This window comes from Paraburkholderia silvatlantica, assembly GCF_003096715.1.
GTDB classification, from domain to species: Bacteria; Pseudomonadota; Gammaproteobacteria; order Burkholderiales; family Burkholderiaceae; genus Paraburkholderia; species Paraburkholderia silvatlantica.
This window is the reverse complement of record NZ_QEOL01000006.1, coordinates 177,750-194,190: the sequence shown is the minus strand read 5'-3', so window position 1 is coordinate 194,190 and position 16,441 is coordinate 177,750. Positions and strand designations below refer to the sequence as shown.

At 66.6% G+C, this 16,441-nt stretch carries 11 protein-coding genes; 6 read left to right on the top strand and 5 right to left on the bottom strand.

Annotated elements, in window-relative coordinates; genetic code table 11:
* Nucleotides 1-16: 16 nt before the first annotated feature.
* Nucleotides 17-670, bottom strand: a complete 654-nt coding sequence (locus C7411_RS10835) for a TetR family transcriptional regulator (protein WP_110384314.1) — start codon at nucleotides 668-670, stop codon at nucleotides 17-19.
* A gap of 435 nt (nucleotides 671-1,105) precedes the next feature.
* Between C7411_RS10835 and C7411_RS10830 the strand changes: the two genes are divergently transcribed.
* The 3 genes from C7411_RS10830 to C7411_RS10820 are packed head-to-tail and all read left to right on the top strand — an operon-like array spanning nucleotide 1,106 to nucleotide 7,238.
* Complete coding sequence (locus C7411_RS10830) at nucleotides 1,106-2,380, top strand: efflux RND transporter periplasmic adaptor subunit (RefSeq protein ID WP_110384313.1); 1,275 nt, start codon at nucleotides 1,106-1,108, stop codon at nucleotides 2,378-2,380.
* A 15-nt stretch (nucleotides 2,381-2,395) separates the two neighbouring features.
* Nucleotides 2,396-5,686, top strand: a complete 3,291-nt coding sequence (locus tag C7411_RS10825; protein ID WP_110384312.1) for an efflux RND transporter permease subunit — start codon at nucleotides 2,396-2,398, stop codon at nucleotides 5,684-5,686.
* Between the two features lies 1 nt (nucleotide 5,687).
* Entirely contained in the window at nucleotides 5,688-7,238 is a 1,551-nt protein-coding gene (locus C7411_RS10820; RefSeq protein WP_110384311.1) for an efflux transporter outer membrane subunit, read from the top strand.
* Between the two features lie 239 nt (nucleotides 7,239-7,477).
* Here the strand turns inward: C7411_RS10820 and C7411_RS10815 are convergent, their stop codons facing one another.
* A complete protein-coding gene (locus tag C7411_RS10815; protein WP_110384310.1) occupies nucleotides 7,478-8,932 on the bottom strand; it encodes a nucleobase:cation symporter-2 family protein in 1,455 nt (484 codons plus the stop codon).
* Nucleotides 8,933-9,518: 586 nt separating this feature from the next.
* Between C7411_RS10815 and C7411_RS10810 the strand changes: the two genes are divergently transcribed.
* The gene (locus tag C7411_RS10810) at nucleotides 9,519-10,997 is read left to right on the top strand and encodes a xylulokinase (protein WP_110384309.1); all 1,479 of its coding nucleotides are present in this window, start codon (nucleotides 9,519-9,521) and stop codon (nucleotides 10,995-10,997) included.
* A gap of 102 nt (nucleotides 10,998-11,099) precedes the next feature.
* Here C7411_RS10810 and C7411_RS10805 read toward each other — a convergent pair whose 3' ends face one another.
* The 3 genes from C7411_RS10805 to C7411_RS10795 are packed head-to-tail and all read right to left on the bottom strand — an operon-like array spanning nucleotide 11,100 to nucleotide 13,857.
* Entirely contained in the window at nucleotides 11,100-11,882 is a 783-nt protein-coding gene (locus C7411_RS10805) for a metal ABC transporter permease (RefSeq protein ID WP_110384308.1), read from the bottom strand.
* Nucleotides 11,875-12,840, bottom strand: a complete 966-nt coding sequence (locus C7411_RS10800) for an ABC transporter ATP-binding protein (RefSeq protein WP_110384307.1) — start codon at nucleotides 12,838-12,840, stop codon at nucleotides 11,875-11,877. Before C7411_RS10800 ends, C7411_RS10805 begins: the two co-directional genes overlap by 8 nt.
* A 24-nt stretch (nucleotides 12,841-12,864) precedes the next feature.
* Complete coding sequence (locus C7411_RS10795) at nucleotides 12,865-13,857, bottom strand: metal ABC transporter solute-binding protein (RefSeq protein WP_110384306.1); 993 nt, start codon at nucleotides 13,855-13,857, stop codon at nucleotides 12,865-12,867.
* A 342-nt stretch (nucleotides 13,858-14,199) separates the two neighbouring features.
* Here C7411_RS10795 and C7411_RS10790 point away from each other — a divergent pair, with 342 nt between their 5' ends.
* Entirely contained in the window at nucleotides 14,200-15,003 is an 804-nt protein-coding gene (locus C7411_RS10790) for an L-iditol 2-dehydrogenase (RefSeq protein ID WP_243413118.1), read from the top strand.
* Between the two features lie 96 nt (nucleotides 15,004-15,099).
* Nucleotides 15,100-16,434: an ABC transporter substrate-binding protein gene (locus tag C7411_RS10785; protein ID WP_110384304.1), complete on the top strand. Its 1,335-nt coding sequence runs from the start codon at nucleotides 15,100-15,102 to the stop codon at nucleotides 16,432-16,434.
* The last annotated feature ends 7 nt before the right edge of the window (nucleotides 16,435-16,441 follow it).

The following is a 16,441-nucleotide window of genomic DNA, read 5'->3' as shown; positions in this document are numbered from 1 at the left end:
GATGCGCGCGCAGTAGTCAGGCGTCCGGCTCGCTCGCGCCGACGCGCAGCGACGGGCTGAAGCGCAGCGCGTCGAGCATCGCGTCGACGTGCCGTTCGGCGTTGCTCGCCACGTCGAACACGTCCGGCAGGATCGCCATATCGCGCAGCGCGCCGCCTATGAACGAATGGAGCACGCGCGAAGCGCGCTTGGGGTCGAGGTCGACAGGCAACTGGCCCTTCGATATCGCATTGCGCAAACCCTGCTCGATGCTCGCGAGACCCTCGCGCATATCGGTCTGATGGCGCGCCATCACGGGGCCCATCTCCTCGACGAACTCGCACTTCAGGAACAGGATCTCGAACACGCGGCGGCGGCGCACGTCGGTTGCCGTATTGCGCAGACACAGAATGCAAAGATCGCGCATGCGCCCGAGCGGGTCGGGCTCGCCGGGATCCGTCGACGCCACCTTCAGCTCGTCGAGCGGCAGCACCACGCGGTCGAACATGGCCGTGAACAGGTCGCCCTTGTTCTCGAAATGCCAGTAAATCGCGCCGCGCGTCACGCCCGCGGCCTGGGCGATATGGGCCAGCGAAGTGCGCGACACGCCCTTCTCATAGAAGACGTGTTCGGCGGCGTCGAGGATCCGGTTGCGCGTCTCCAGCGCTTCCTCTTTCGTTCGGCGGACCATTTTGTAATATGAATGCGTTGCAGCGGGTTAGGGGGAATCAATGTATTTGGGGTGCGAACCGTAATGTATTGATTTGTAATATAGAGACGATGCGTGGATCGCTCCTGAAGTACCCACCAACGGTTACGTAACGTCCTTTTACATTCGTTCGCGAATGTATCTATAATAGCACCCCACCACTTGGGTGCCTCAAGTGGTGATGTCCGGTTAATATCCGTCCTTGGCCAAGTGGTCGTAGAAACCCCAATGCGCGACGCCCCTCGCGGCGGCGCGCGGCAGTATCGCCCGGACGGATGTGCAGACCGGAACGCGCCTTTCTAGAAGAAGTACCGGGTTTATCCGTCAGGTATTGGCCAGATGCTGGCGTGCGTGGTCGTCCTCCTCGTTGCAGGACGCCGCACGCTTTTATTGTCAGTTATAGACAGAGGTCGCTCCATGCGCGTCGAACGGGTTCCATTCCGCCTAATCAGTGTCGCGACGGCTGCCATCGTGCTCGCAGCCTGCGGGCAAAAGCAGTCGGCGCCGCCGCCGCAAACTCCCGAAGTGGGTATCGTTACCGTCCAGCCGACCGCCGTGCCGGTCGTCTCCGAGCTTCCGGGCCGTACCAGTGCCTATCTCGTCGCGCAAGTGCGCGCCCGGGTGGACGGCATCGTCCTGCGCCGCGAGTTCACCGAAGGCGCGATCGTGAAGGCCGGTCAGCGGCTCTACAAGATCGACCCCGCGCCGTATATCGCCGCGCTCAATACCGCCAAGGCCACGCTCGCCAAGGCGCAGGCCAACCTCGTCACGCAGAACGCGCTGGTTTCGCGCTACAAGGTTCTGGTGCAGGCCAACGCCGTGAGCAAGCAGGACTACGACAACGCCGTTTCCGCGCAAGGCCAGGCGGTAGCGGACGTCGCCTCCGGCAAGGCCGCCGTCGATACGGCGCAGATCAACCTCGGCTATACCGACGTCGTTTCGCCGGTCACGGGCCAGGTCGGCATCTCGCAGGTCACGCCGGGCGCCTACGTGCAGGCGAGCGCCGCGACGCTCATGTCGACGGTTCAGCAGCTCGACCCGATGTATGTCGACGTCACGCAGTCGAGCCTCGAGGGCCTGAAGCTGCGCCGCGCGATCCAGGAGGGCCGCCTGTCGACCAACGGCCCGAATGCCGCGAAGGTCTCGCTCGTGCTCGAAGACGGCCGCGTGTACGCGCAGAAGGGCAAGCTCCAGTTCAGCGACATCACGGTCGACCAGACTACCGGCTCGGTGACGGTTCGCGCGCTCTTCCCGAACGCCGACCGCGTGCTGCTGCCGGGCATGTTCGTGCGCGCGCGCATCGAAGAAGGCATCAACAACAACGCGTTCCTCGTGCCGCAGGTGGGCGTGCTGCACGACCAGAAGGGCCAGGCTTCGGTGTACGTCGTCGGCAAGGACGACAAGGTCGTGCCGACGCCGATCGTCACGTCGGGCACGCAGGGCCAGGACTGGGTCGTGGAGAGCGGCCTGCAGGCCGGCGACCGCGTGATCGTGCAAGGCGCCGACAAGGTCAAGCCGGGTGTGCAGGTCAAGCCTGTCGCGGCGCAACTGCCGCCGCCGCCGCCGCCGGGCGCGCCTTCGGCCGACATGGCGACCGCTTCGGGCTATGCGAACGCTGCCAGCGCCGCGTCGGGTCCCGCTGCGGGCAAAGGCGGTGCCTCGGCTGCGCCTGCCGCCTCTGCCGCGCAATAACCGGGAGCCTGCTTCATGGCAAAGTTCTTTATTGATCGCCCGATCTTTGCATGGGTGATCGCCATCATCCTGATGCTGGCGGGCGTGGCATCGGTGTTCACGCTGCCGGTCGCGCAGTATCCGACCATCGCGCCGCCTTCCATCCAGATCAGCGCGAACTATCCGGGCGCGTCGGCCAAGACGGTGGAAAACACGGTCACGCAGGTGATCGAGCAGCAGATGAGCGGTCTCGACCACCTGCTGTACATCTCGTCGACTTCCGACGACTCGGGCACGGCTACCATCACGCTGACCTTCGCGGCGGGCACCAACCCGGACATCGCGCAGGTGCAGGTGCAGAACAAGCTGCAGCTCGCCACGCCGATCCTGCCGCAGGTGGTGCAGCAGCTCGGTATCAGCGTGACGAAGTCGAGCAGCAGCTTCCTGCTGGTGCTCGCGTTCGTGTCCGAAGACGGCAGCATGACCAAGTACGACCTCGCGAACTACGTGGCGTCGAACGTGAAGGACCCGATCAGCCGGATCGACGGCGTGGGTACGGTCACGCTGTTCGGCTCGCAGTACGCGATGCGCGTGTGGCTCGATCCACACAAGCTCACGAACTTCCAGCTCACGCCAACCGACGTCACAGCCGCGATCACCGCGCAGAACGTGCAGATCGCGGGCGGCCAGCTGGGCGGCACGCCGGCGGTGGCGGGGCAGGCGTTCCAGGCGACCATCACCGAGTCGACGCTGCTGCAAACGCCTGAGCAGTTCGGCAACATCCTGCTGAAGGTGAACCAGGACGGCTCGCAGGTGCGCCTGAAGGACGTGGCGCGTATCGGTCTGGGCGGCGAAAACTACAACTTCGACACGAAGTACAACGGTGCGCCGACGGCCGGTCTCGGCATTCAGCTCGCGACGGGCGCCAACGCGCTGCAAACGGCGAAGCTCGTGCGCCAGAAGATCGACGACCTCTCGAAGTACTTCCCGCACGGCCTCGTCGTGAAGTACCCGTACGACACGACGCCGTTCGTGCGCCTGTCGATCGAGGAAGTGATCAAGACGCTGCTGGAAGGCATCGTGCTGGTGTTCCTCGTGATGTACCTGTTCCTGCAGAACCTGCGCGCGACGTTGATTCCGACGATCGCGGTGCCGGTGGTGCTGCTCGGTACGTTCGCGATCATGGCGGCGGTGGGCTTCTCCATCAATACGCTGTCGATGTTCGGCCTCGTGCTCGCCATCGGCCTGCTGGTGGACGACGCGATCGTGGTCGTGGAGAACGTCGAGCGGGTGATGGTGGAAGACGGCCTGGGGCCGAAGGAGGCCACCCGCAAGGCCATGGGCCAGATCACCGGCGCACTGGTGGGCGTGGCGCTCGTGCTCTCCGCGGTGTTCGTGCCGGTGGCGTTCTCGGGCGGCTCGGTCGGCGCGATCTACCGGCAGTTCTCGCTTACGATCGTGGCGGCGATGGTGCTGTCCGTGCTCGTCGCGCTGATTCTCACGCCGGCGTTGTGCGCGACCATCCTCAAGCCGATCCCGAAGGGCCATCACGAGCAGAAGAAGGGCTTCTTCGGCTGGTTCAACCGCACGTTCGAGACGAGCCGCGACAAGTACCACAACGGCGTGTACCACGTGATCAAGCGCTCGGGCCGCTGGCTCATCATCTATCTCGTGGTGATCGTCGCGGTGGGCATGCTGTTCGTGCGCCTGCCGAAGTCGTTCCTGCCCGATGAAGACCAGGGCACGATGTTCGTGATCGTGCAGACGCCCGTGGGCTCGACCCAGGAAACGACGGCACGCACGCTCGCCAACATCCAGAACTGGCTGCTCAAGGACGAAGCCAGCATCGTCGATTCGGTGTTCACGGTGAACGGCTTCAGCTTTGCGGGCCGCGGCCAGAACTCGGGTCTCGTGTTCGTGCGGATGAAGGACTACAAGCAGCGTCAGCACGCGGACCAGAAGGTCCAGGCGCTGGTGCGGCGCATGTTCATGCACTACGCGGGCTACAAGGACGCGATGGTGTTCCCGGTGAATCCGCCTTCGATTCCTGAACTCGGTACCGCGTCGGGCTTCGACTTCGAACTGCAGGATCGCGCGGGTCTCGGTCACGAGAAGCTGATGGAAGCGCGCAACATGCTGCTCGGCATGGCTGCGAAGGATCCGACGCTCGCACTCGTGCGCCCGAACGGCCTGAACGACACGCCGCAGTTCACGATCGACATCGACCGTGAAAAGGCCGAGGCGCTCGGTGTGACGGCGGCCGCGGTCGACCAGACCTTCTCGATCGCCTGGGCGTCGGCCTACGTGAACAACTTCCTCGATACGGACGGCCGTATCAAGAAGGTGTACGTGATGAGCGACGCACCGTTCCGCATGACGCCGGAAGACTTGAACAACTGGTATGTGCGCAACAGTGCGGGCGGGATGGCGCCGCTCGGCTCGGTCGCGAGCGGCCGCTGGACCTTCGGTTCGCCGAAGCTCGAGCGCTACAACGGTATCTCGGCCGTGGAAATCCAGGGTCAGGCGGGCCAGGGCAAGTCGACCGGCCAGGCCATGACGGCGATGGAGCAGATCGCGGCGAAGCTGCCCGCGGGTATCGGCTACGAATGGACGGGCCTGTCGTACCAGGAACGCCAGTCGGGCTCGCAGGCGCCGATCCTGTACGGCATCTCGATCCTCGTCGTGTTCCTGTGTCTCGCGGCGCTGTATGAAAGCTGGTCGATTCCGTTCGCGGTCATCATGGTGGTGCCGCTCGGCGTGCTCGGCGCGCTGCTGGCGGTGACCTTGCGCGGCCTCGAGAACGACGTGTTCTTCCAGGTGGGTCTGTTGACCACCGTGGGTCTCTCGGCGAAGAACGCGATTCTGATCGTGGAGTTCGCGCGCGACCTGCAGGCCGAAGGGAAGATGGGACCGATCGAGGCGGCGCTCGAAGCATCGCGACTGCGTCTGCGGCCGATTCTCATGACGTCGATGGCGTTCATTCTCGGCGTGCTGCCGCTCGCGATCAGTAACGGCGCGGGTTCGGCTTCGCAGCACGCCATCGGCACGGGCGTGATCGGCGGGATGATCACGGCCACGTTCCTCGCGATCTTCATGATCCCGATGTTCTTCGTGGTGATTCGCGCGAAGTTCGCCGGCGAGAAGGAAGACGCGGACACGGCGCTTGCACACTACGAAGAGCACCACGCGCACGACCACGACGAAGACAACGGCGCGAATGGTGGCGGCGCCGGTGGCCAGGGCGGCACGGGTGGCAACGACCGTGGTCGCGAAGGTGGCAACGGCGGCGGCAGCAACGGCGACGGCCCGGGCAAGGAAGGACATTGAGATGCATAAACTATCCGTAATTGCAGCGGGCGCCGCTGCGTTGGCCGCCGCGCTTCTCGCGGGCTGCACGATGGAGCCGTGGTACCACCGGCCCGAAGCGCCGGTGTCGCAGAGCTTCCCGCAAGGCGGCGTATACGCGACTCAGCCAGTCGCTGCGGGGGCGAATGGTCAGAACGGCCAGCCTGCCCCCAGCGCCAACGGCGCCCCGGCGACCGACATCGGCTGGCGCGAGTTCTTCGTCGATCCGCGCCTGCAACAGCTCGTGGACATCGCGCTGAAGAACAACCGCGACCTGCGCGTCTCGGTGCTCAACGTCGAGGCGGCGCGCGCGCAGTATCAGATCGTGCGCGCCGAGCTGTTCCCGGCGATCAACGGCGTGGGCACGGACACGCGTACGCGCGTGCCTCGCGACCTGCAGACCGCGCCGAACAATCCGTACAGCGTCTACAACGTGGGCGTGCAGGCGTCCTGGGAACTGGACTTCTGGGGGCGCATCCGCAGCCTGAAGGACCAGGCGTTGGCGCAATACCTCTCGACGGCGTATGCGCGCAAGGCGGCGGAGATCACGCTGGTTTCGGAAGTCGCGGACCAGTACCTGACCATGCTCTCCGACGACGACCTGCTCAAGGTCACGCAGGAAACGCTCAGGACAGCGCAGGACTCGTACAACATCACGAAGGCGCAGTTCGAGACGGGCACCGGCACCGAGCTCGATCTGCGTCAGGCGCAAACGGTGGTCGAGAACGCGCAGGCCAACCTGCAGGCGCAACTGCGGGCGCGCGCCCAGGCCGAGAACGCGCTCGTGCTGCTGATCGGCGAGCCGCTGCCGGCGGATCTGCCGCAAGGTCTGCCGCTCGACGGCCAGGCCCTGCTCAACGACATCCCGGCAGGGCTGCCTTCGGATCTGCTCACGCGTCGTCCGGACATCATGCAGGCCGAAGAAGCGCTGCTCGCGGCAAACGCCAATATCGGCGCGGCGCGTGCGGCGTTCTTCCCGAAGATCTCGCTCACGGCGGCGTTCGGCACCGAAAGCCTGTCGCTCGGCGGGCTCTTCAAGGCCGGCACGGCGGCGTGGAGTTTCGTGCCGCAGATCACGCTGCCGATCTTCGAAGGCGGGTCGAACATCGCGAATCTGCAACTCGCGAATGTCGAGAAGCGCATCGAGATCGCCAGCTACGAGAAGTCGATCCAGTCGGCCTTCCGGGAAGTGGCCGATGGGTTGGCCGCGCGCGGCACCTACGACGAGCAGATCGCGGCGCTCGAGCGCAGCACCTTCGCGAGCCAGCGCTCGCTCACGCTTTCGGAGTTGCGCTACAAGAACGGCGTGGACAGCTATCTGCCGGTGCTCACCGCGCAGACGAGCCTCTACACGGCGCAGCAGTCGCTCATCACGGCGCGCCTCGCGCGGCTGACCAACCTCGTCGATCTGTATCGCGCGCTGGGTGGCGGCTGGATCGAGCACGCGGGCGAGACGCCGCGCGCGCCTGACGCGCCGGTCGATTACGGCGCGGCCAGCGCGCCGGCGGCGGCTTCGGCTGCAACGGCGGGGTAAGCAAGCGGCGTCACGGCTTGCGCAGCAGGAAACAGGAACGCCACGGGAGACCGTGGCGTTTTATTTCGCGAGTCAGAAGAAGGGCGAAAAGCGGGCAAAAAAAGCGCCATGGTTTCCCATGGCGCCGAACCAGCAAAAGACCCCTCCCGCATGTGTGCAGATGAACACCTGCGAGCGGGACACCTCTCGCGTCAACTCAATACGTTCAAACCCGGTTCGATTACCTCAGTGAGATCGACTCAGTGCGCGGCCGAGCGCGGCATTTCGTGGCCCGCCTGCGGCGCCTCGCCTGCATCCGGACGGCCTTCGAGATCGTGCCCGGCGCGGCGGATGGCGCGCTCGGCGGCTTTCTCGCTCTTCGCACCGTTGAAGATCAGGTTCAGCACCACCGCCGAAACCGAAGCGAGCAGGATGCCGCTGTGGAGCAGCGGCGAAAGCGCGGGCGGCAGCCTGGCGAAGAAGTGCGGCGACACGACCGGCACGAGGCCGAAACCCACGCTCACGGCCACGATGAAGAGGTTGTGCTGGTTCCTCACGAAGTCCACGCGCGAGAGTACCTTGATGCCGTTCGCCGCCACCATGCCGAACATCACGATGCCCGCGCCGCCCAGCACGAAGGCGGGCACGGAGGCGACCATCTGCGCCATCTTCGGAAAGAGGCCGAGCAGCACGAGGATCACGCCGCCCATTGCGCACACATAGCGGCTCTTCACGCCCGTCACGCCGATGAGGCCCACGTTCTGCGAGAACGACGTATGCGGAAACGAATTGAAAATGCCGCCGATCATCGTGCCGAGACCGTCGACACGCAGGCCGCGCACGAGCGTGGCCTGATCGACGGGGCGCCCGACCATATCGCCCACGGCGAGGAACATGCCCGTCGATTCGATGAAGGTCACGAACATCACGATCACCATCGTCGCGATCGGCAGGATGTGGAACTTCGGCATGCCGAAGTGAAACGGCATGACGATGCCGACCCACGGCGCGCTCGCCATGCCTTCGAGGTTCACGCGGCCGAGCGCAAGCGCGATGGCAAAGCCCGCGACGATGCCGAGCAGCACCGAGATATTGGCGATGAAGCCGCGCCCGAACTTGTTGATGAGCAGGATCAGCATCAGCACGAGCAGCGAGAGGCCGAGGTAGATGGGGTTGCCGTAGTCGGGGTTGCCCACGCCGCCCGCGGCCCAGTTGATGCCCACTTCCATCAGCGAGAGGCCGATCACCGCGATCACGGTGCCCACCACGACAGGCGGGAAGAAGCGCAGCAGCTTGCCGATCATCGGCGCGATCACGATGCCGATCGCGCCCGCCGCGATGGTCGAGCCGAAGATGTCGAGAAGGCCGAGCGAGGGATGGGTGCCGATGGCGATCATGGGACCCACCGAGGCGAACGTGCAGCCCATGATCACGGGCAGGCGGATGCCGAAGATCCACAGGCCGAGCGTCTGGATCAGCGTGGCGATGCCGCAGGCGAACAGGTCGGCGCTGATGAGGAAGGCGACCTGGTCCTTCGGCAGCCCGATCGCGCCGCCGACGATGAGCGGCACGGCCACCGCGCCTGCGTACATCACGAGCACGTGCTGGATGCCGAGTGTCAGCAACTGGCTAAACGGCAGGCGCTCGTCGCAGGGGTGGACCTGCTTGTGCCCAGATCGCTGGGCGGCCTGGTCCTCAATGCCCTTGGCTTGCATGTCGTCTGTCTCCGTCTCTCTGTTTAAGGATATGGCCTCCAAGGTATGCGGTAAGAAAACAGGCAACAAGACCGCTGGAGACTATTCCGTGCTTTCCGGCGACGATATGCACCCTTCGGGATGGCCGGGCCACATAAGGGTAGGATCGGCGCGCGTGGCGCCATCATGATGGCCACGCCAGGCGCCGGTTCGGACCGCGCGCGCCGCGGTGCAACGCGGCTAGCCCCCTGTTTGCGGTGGCTGAGCGCCTGCGCGCGGTGAGCGCCGCGGCGCGGGCGTGGCGGTGCGGCGCCGCGACGGAACGTGTGCGGGCAGGTCGAGCCCAGGCTGGCGATGCCCAGCGGGCCATGCCGCATATGGCAGCGCCGTTATGATTTCTATTTCGAATGCGGAATGTGAGCCGTTTTGCATCGCGCGCACACGCACCGGGTTAACCCGCGAACAGGCGGTTTTCGCGTCGAAATCGGCTATGTTGCGCGCGGATTTGCGGCAGGTGCGCCAAGCCCGCTTAACGCGTATTCGGTACCGCGCATCTCGCCCTTATGATGGCTTTTTCCGTCCTCACCCACCTCGTACACCGTTTCCCATGAGCCCATCGCAGACGCGTTTCCTCGGTATCGACCTCGGCACCGGTTCACTCAAGCTTGGCGTCATCGATGGCGACGGCGTCGAGCGCGCCGCCGCGAGTGTGGCCTACGCGCTCGAAACACCGCAGCCCGGCTGGGCCGAGATCGCCGTGGACCGCTGGTGGGACGCGCTCGTCGCGGCCTGCGCGCGGCTGCCCGAGAGCGAGCGCGCGGCGGTGCGCGGCATCGGCTTTTCCGGACAGATGCACGGTGTCGTGCTCACCGACGAAGCGGGCCGCGCGTTGCGCCCCGCGATGCTCTGGCCCGACACGCGCGCGCATGCGCTGCTCGTTGCCTGGCCCGACGACGCCGGGCATGCGCAGCCCAACCCCGTTGCGCCTGGCATGGCGGGGCCGTTGCTGCGCTGGGTCCTGCAGCACGAGCCGCAAGTCGGACAAGCCGCGCGCTGGGCACTGCAGCCGAAAGACTGGCTGCGCGTGGCGCTGGGTGGCGCAGTCAAGGCCGATCCGTCGGACGCGTGCGCGACAGCGCTCGCCGCACCCGACGGCGCGTGGGATTTCGCGCTGATCGGGCGGCTGGGATTGCCGGCGCGGTGGTTCGCGCCGCCGGCCGCGTCGCACGAAGCGAGCGGCACGCTTGGCGCGCAAGCCGCACAGGCGCTCGGGCTGCCGGCCGGCATCGTGCTCGCGACGGGCGCGGGCGACACGCCTTGCGCCGCCTTCGGCAGCGGCCTGGCCGACGACGGCGACGCGCTCCTCACGACGGGCACGGGCGGCCAGATCGTCGTCACCGCGCGCAGCGAGCCGCCCGCGCGGCGCGGGCTGCATCGCTACCGCTCGGCGACGGGCGGCTGGTACACCATGGCCGCCATGCAGAATGTGGGCGTGGCGCTGGAAGCGGCACGCGGCTGGCTGGCCTACGACTGGGCTTCTGCTTACGCGGATGCGTTCGCCGTGCCGCCATCGGCGACGCTCGCGTTCCTGCCTTACCTGAGCGGCGAGCGCTCGCCGTGGCTCGACCCGGCGGCGCGCGGCGGCTGGCTCGGCGCTTCGCTTGGCGACTCGCGCGGCTCGCTTATGCGCGCGGCGTTCGAGGGCGTCGCGTTCGCATTGCGTGCGGGCCTCGACGCCGTGCGCAGCACCCATGAAGCCGCCGCTGGGGGCACGCGGGATGCGCGCAGTGTGCCGACGCTCAAGCTCGCTGGCGGCGGCTCCGTGGACGCGCGCTGGCAGCAGTTGCTCGCCGACACGCTCGACGCGGATCTTTACGCGATCGACTGCCCGAACGCAGCGGCGCGCGGCGCCGCGATGCTGGGCGGCCTCGCCTGCGGGCACTGGCGCATGAGCGACCTCGCGGCGCTTGCGCCGGCCGCGACGCGGGTGGCGACGCCGCGCGAGGACGCCGCGCTCGCGCAGCGCTATGCGCGCTTCATCGATCTGTACGGCCGCGTGCGAACCTGGTTCCCACCGGCGTCGTGATGCGGTGTATCAGCAAAAAGGCGTCGCCACCGCGCGGGGCAACGCCTTTTTCATGGCGCGTACAGCGTGCCAGCGCAAGCCCGTTATGAAAGTGAACAGGCCCTAGCGACGCCCGATCAGACTCGCGCCGTAGACGAGCGCGGCGAGCGCGGTGATCCAGAAGCTGGTGGGCCAGTCGGTGTAGAACGCGAGCGTCACGCCGAGCCATGCCTGCACGAGCGCAAGCAGCGCGGCGAGCACGAGGCCGGTCGAGAGGCGCGTGGTGAGATTCTGCGCGGCGGCGGCGGGACCGACCATCAGCGTAAAGACGAGCAGCACGCCGACGATCTGCGTGCACGCGGCCACCGCGAGCGCGGCGATGGCGAGGAACAGCATCGAGACCGCGCGCAGCGACACGCCCTTCGCTTCGGCGAGTTCGGGTTGCAGCGAGGCGAACAGGAGCGGCCGCATGATGGCGGCCAGCGCAGCCAGGCTCGCCACGGCGAGGGCGGCCAGCACCCCGAGCGTCTCGCGGTTCACGCCCAGCACGTTGCCGAACAGCAGCGCCGTGACCTGCGTGGCATACGACGTGAAGAAGTGCAGAAACAGCAGGCCGAAGCCGAGCGCGAGCGAAAGAATCACGCCGATCGCGACATCGCGGCCCGCGAGCTTTTCGCCGAGCGCGCCCATCGAAAGGCCGGCGGCGAGCGTGAAGCCCACCATGCCCCACATCGGCGAAACGCCAAGCAGCACGGCGCCCGTCGCACCCGTGAAACCCACGTGCGAGAGCGCGTGGCCCGCGAAGGTCTGACCGCGCATCACGAGGAAATAGCCCACCACGCCCGCGAGCACCGCGACGATGCCCGACGCCGCGAAGGCGTTCACCATGAAATCGTATTCAAGCATCGTGCGTGTGGCCGTGTGTGTTGTCGTTGTTGTTGCCGTGGGCCTCGCCATGACTGTGGCCGTGATCGCCGTGGTCATGGGCATGGTCGTGCTCATGCTCGTGGTCGTGCTTTTCGACTTCCACGTCGCCCGACATCACGAAGATGCGGCCCTTCATGCGCATCACGTCGATCGGCGAGCCGTAGAGGCGCGAGAGCACGGGCGCGGTAATGACTTCATCCACGCTGCCGAGCGCGGCCACGCCGTTGCCGAGATAGAGCACGCGGTCGAGCGCGTTCAGGAGCGGATTCAGCTCGTGCGCGGAGAACAGCACCGCGATGCCGAGTTCGCGCTGCACGCGGCGCACGAGTTCGACCACGCCGCGCTGGTGGTTGGGGTCGAGGCTGATGAGCGGCTCGTCGAGCAGCAGCAGCTTCGGGTCGCCGAGCAGGCATTGCGCGAGCAGCAGGCGCTGGCGCTCGCCGCCCGAAAGCTCCGAAAGCGGGCGATCCGCAAGCGCGCTCGCACCCACGAGATCCAGCACGCGCGCAACGTCGGCGCGCGTGGCGGCGTCGGCGCGCGGCAGACCCCAGCGGTGGCCGTCGGCGGCCATCGCCACGAAGTCGCGGCCGCGCACGCGGCGGCTCGCGAGCGCCGTGCGCGTTTGCGGCATATAGCCGATTTTCGCGTTACCGCGCGCGACCGGCTCGCCCAGCACGCGGATCGCGCCGTGCGAGGCCGGCACGAGGCCGAGAATCGCACGCATGAGCGTGGTTTTGCCCGCGCCGTTCGGTCCGAGCACGCCGATGAATTCGCCCTGGTTCACCGCGAAGTTCGCGTCGCGCAGGATCGTGCGTTCGCCGAGCGCCAGCGTCACGCCCGCCAGCGTGAGCACAGGCGTGGGCGCGCGGTGCGCGCCGTTGTGCTGTGCGTTGTGCGATGAAGCGATATCGGTGGGCGAAGGCCCGGCCCCGGTCATGACGTCTGTCCTTGCTGAATACGGTTAGTGTTGCCCTGGTGTTCCCATTGCCAGCGCCTTGTCGAGCGAGTCGAGCTGCGCGAGCATCCACTGCTGGAAGTTCACGCCGGCCGGCTGCGTCTCGGTCACGCTCACGGACGGCACTTTCGACTGCTTCGCCAGCGCCAGCATGCGCCGCGTGAGCGCCTCGGTCGCCTGGCTGTTATAGATCAGCACGCGCACGCGACGCTCGCGCAGGTCGCGCTCGAACGCGGCGATGTCCGAGGCGCTCGCCTCGGTGTCGTTCATCGTCGCGAGCTGGAAGCGCAGGTTGCGCATGTCGAGGCCGATCGCATCCGACATATAGCCGAACACCGGCTCGGTGGCCGTGACGGGCTGCCCCTGGTAGCGCGCACGCAGTGCCGCGACCTTGGCGTCGACCGGCTGCAGCGAGGCGAGGAACGTTGCCAGGTTGGCATCGTACACGCTCTTGTGCGCGGGGTCCGCTGCGCCGAGCGCGGCGCTCACGGCGCGCGCCACGGCGGGCATGGTCTTCGGGTCGTACCAGAGGTGCGGATTGTCGCCCGCTTTCTTGCCGACGAGGTCCGCCGCGACGATCGTCGTGCGGCTGGTGCCGCTGGTGCCGCTTTTGCTGGCCCCGGTGGCGCCGAGCAGCTTCGTCATCCACGGGTCGTAATCGGCGCCGTTGTACACCACGACGCGCGCATTCTGGAGCGCGCGGGCGGTCTTCGGGCTGGCCTCGAAGAGGTGCGGATCCTGGTCGGGGTTGCTCAGGATGCTCGTCACGTCCACGTAATTTCCGCCGATCTGCCTGGCGACGTCGCCGTAGAAGTTCTCCGCCGCAACGACGGCAATCGTGGCGCTGCCCGCCTGCGCCGCCAGGGCCGCGCTCGCGCCGCCGAAAGTGGTGCCCAGCGCGAGAGCCAGCCCGGCCGCGAGGCGCGCGAGCGTGAAGCGACGGCGCGCGAGCGTTGCGGCAGCCCGGGGCGAGCAGTTGGCGCGGCTGAACGTGATCATGGTTCTATCCTTGTCTATGGGGATATAGGGAGCCTGAAGGCGGACGCGGGCGCGGGCGCGTCGGCGTCGCGAAGGCGAGATGATATAACGTATCACTCCGGTTGGCGAGTCAGCTCGACATCCGGTCAAGGGGCTGGATCTCCAGGGCGCAGCCAGTCGAGGCTTGCGCGTCGCACCATCGAAATCTCGCCCAATCGCGTTTGTTCGCCTTGACAGTCTCCGACTCGTATCCGATCATTCGATCAACAACAGAGCAAATGCTCACATGTCGGGCGATCGCTCAGCGGCTCCTCTGGAGTGTCTGCCGGGCCCGCCCCACACGAACGAAATTGGAGACAACCTGTGGCACACACCGCGACCCCAGCGGCCGGACGTTTGCAGGACAAGGTAGCCGTGCTGACCGGCGCGGCGAGCGGCATTGGCGAGGCGGTCGCCCAGCGCTATCTGGACGAAGGCGCGCGCTGCGTGCTCGTCGACGTGAAGCCCGCCGGGTCCGTCGCCCCAACGCTCGCCGCCGCATACCCCGAGCGCGTGCTCGCGATCTGCGCCGACGTCACGCGCCGCGAGGACATCGATCGCATCGTGCAGAGCGCGGTCGAACGCTTCGGCCGCATCGACATCCTCTTCAACAACGCGGCGCTCTTCGACATGCGCCCGCTCCTCGACGAATCCTGGGACGTGTACGACCGCCTCTTCGCGGTGAACGTGAAGGGGATGTTCTTCCTGATGCAGGCCGTGGCGCGCCGCATGGTCGAGCAGGGCCAGGGCGGCAAGATCATCAACATGTCGTCGCAGGCGGGCCGCCGCGGCGAAGCGCTCGTCTCCCACTACTGCGCAACCAAGGCCGCCGTGCTGAGCTACACGCAGTCGGCGGCGCTCGCGCTGGCGCCCCATCGCATCAACGTGAACGGCATTGCACCGGGCGTGGTCGACACGCCCATGTGGGAGCAGGTCGACGCGCTCTTCGCACGCTACGAGCATCGCCCGCCCGGCGAGAAGAAGCGCCTCGTGGGCGAGGCGGTGCCGCTCGGGCGCATGGGCCTGCCCGAAGATCTCACGGGCGCCGCGCTCTTTCTCGCCTCCGCCGACGCCGACTACATTACCGCGCAGACCCTCAACGTCGACGGCGGCAACTGGATGAGCTGATTTTTCCCGCAACCCTCGCCGCAACCCTTGCGCAACGCATCACGACAGCAGCACGGCTGCAGCAAGACATAACGCAACGAACAAGGAGACAACGTCATGAAGCCAGCAATGAAGACCGCCGCAAAGTGCATAAGTCGAGCGCTGAGTGCGGGTGCGCTCGTCGCCGCGGCGAGCGCCGCGCACGCGCAGACCGTCACGATCGCCATGTTGAACAACCCGGACATGATCGAGCTGAAGAAGCTCTCGCCGGCCTTCGAAAAGGCCAATCCGGGCATCAAGCTGAACTGGGTGATTCTCGAAGAAAACGTGCTGCGCCAGCGCGCGACGACCGACATCACGACCAACAGCGGCCAGTTCGACGTGATGATGATCGGCACCTACGAGGCGCCGCAATGGGGCAAGCGCGGCTGGATCGTGCCGATGACGAACCTGCCTGCAAGCTACGACCTCGACGACGTGGTGAAGACTGCGCGCGACGGCCTGTCATACAACGGCACGCTCTATGCGCTGCCGTTCTACGTCGAAAGCTCGATGACGTATTACCGCAAGGACCTGTTCGACAAGAAGGGCCTCAAGATGCCTGAGCAGCCGACCTATGACCAGATCAGGGACTTCGCCGACAAGCTCACCGACAAGTCCGCCGGCACCTACGGCATCTGCCTGCGCGGCAAGGCCGGCTGGGGCGAGAACATGGCGTACGTGACGACGGTCGCGAACACCTTCGGCGGCCGCTGGTTCGACGAGAAGTGGCAGGCGCAGCTCACCTCGCCCGAGTGGAAGAAGGCGGTGAACTTCTACGTCGACATGCTGAAGAAGGACGGCCCTCCGGGAGCCAGCTCGAACGGCTTCAACGAAAACCTCACGCTGATGTCCTCGGGCAAGTGCGCGATGTGGATCGACGCGACGGTGGCCGCGGGCATTCTCTATAACAAGCAGCAGTCGCAGGTGGCCGACAAGATCGGCTTCGCGGCCGCGCCGACCGAGGTCACGCCCAACGGCGCGCACTGGCTGTGGTCGTGGGCGCTCGCGGTGCCGAAGTCGTCGAAGTCGCAGGACGCCGCGAAGAAGTTCATCGAATGGGCCACGTCGAAGGAGTACGTCCAGATGGTCGCGCAGGACGAAGGCTGGGCCTCGGTGCCCTCGGGTACGCGGATTTCGACCTATCAGAATCCCGAGTACAAGAAGGCCGCGCCGTTCTCCGACTTCGTGCTGAAGGCGATCCAGACCGCCGATCCGAATCATCCGACCGCGAAGCCGGTGCCGTACACGGGTATCCAGTTTGTCGGGATTCCTGAGTTCCAGTCGTTCGGTACGGTCGTGGGCCAGAGCGTTGCGGGCGCCGTGGCGGGGCAGATGAGCGTCGATCAGGCGCTTGCCGCCGGTAACGCCGCTGCCAACCGCGCCGTGGCGCAAGCCGGGTATCAGAAGTAACTGCGAG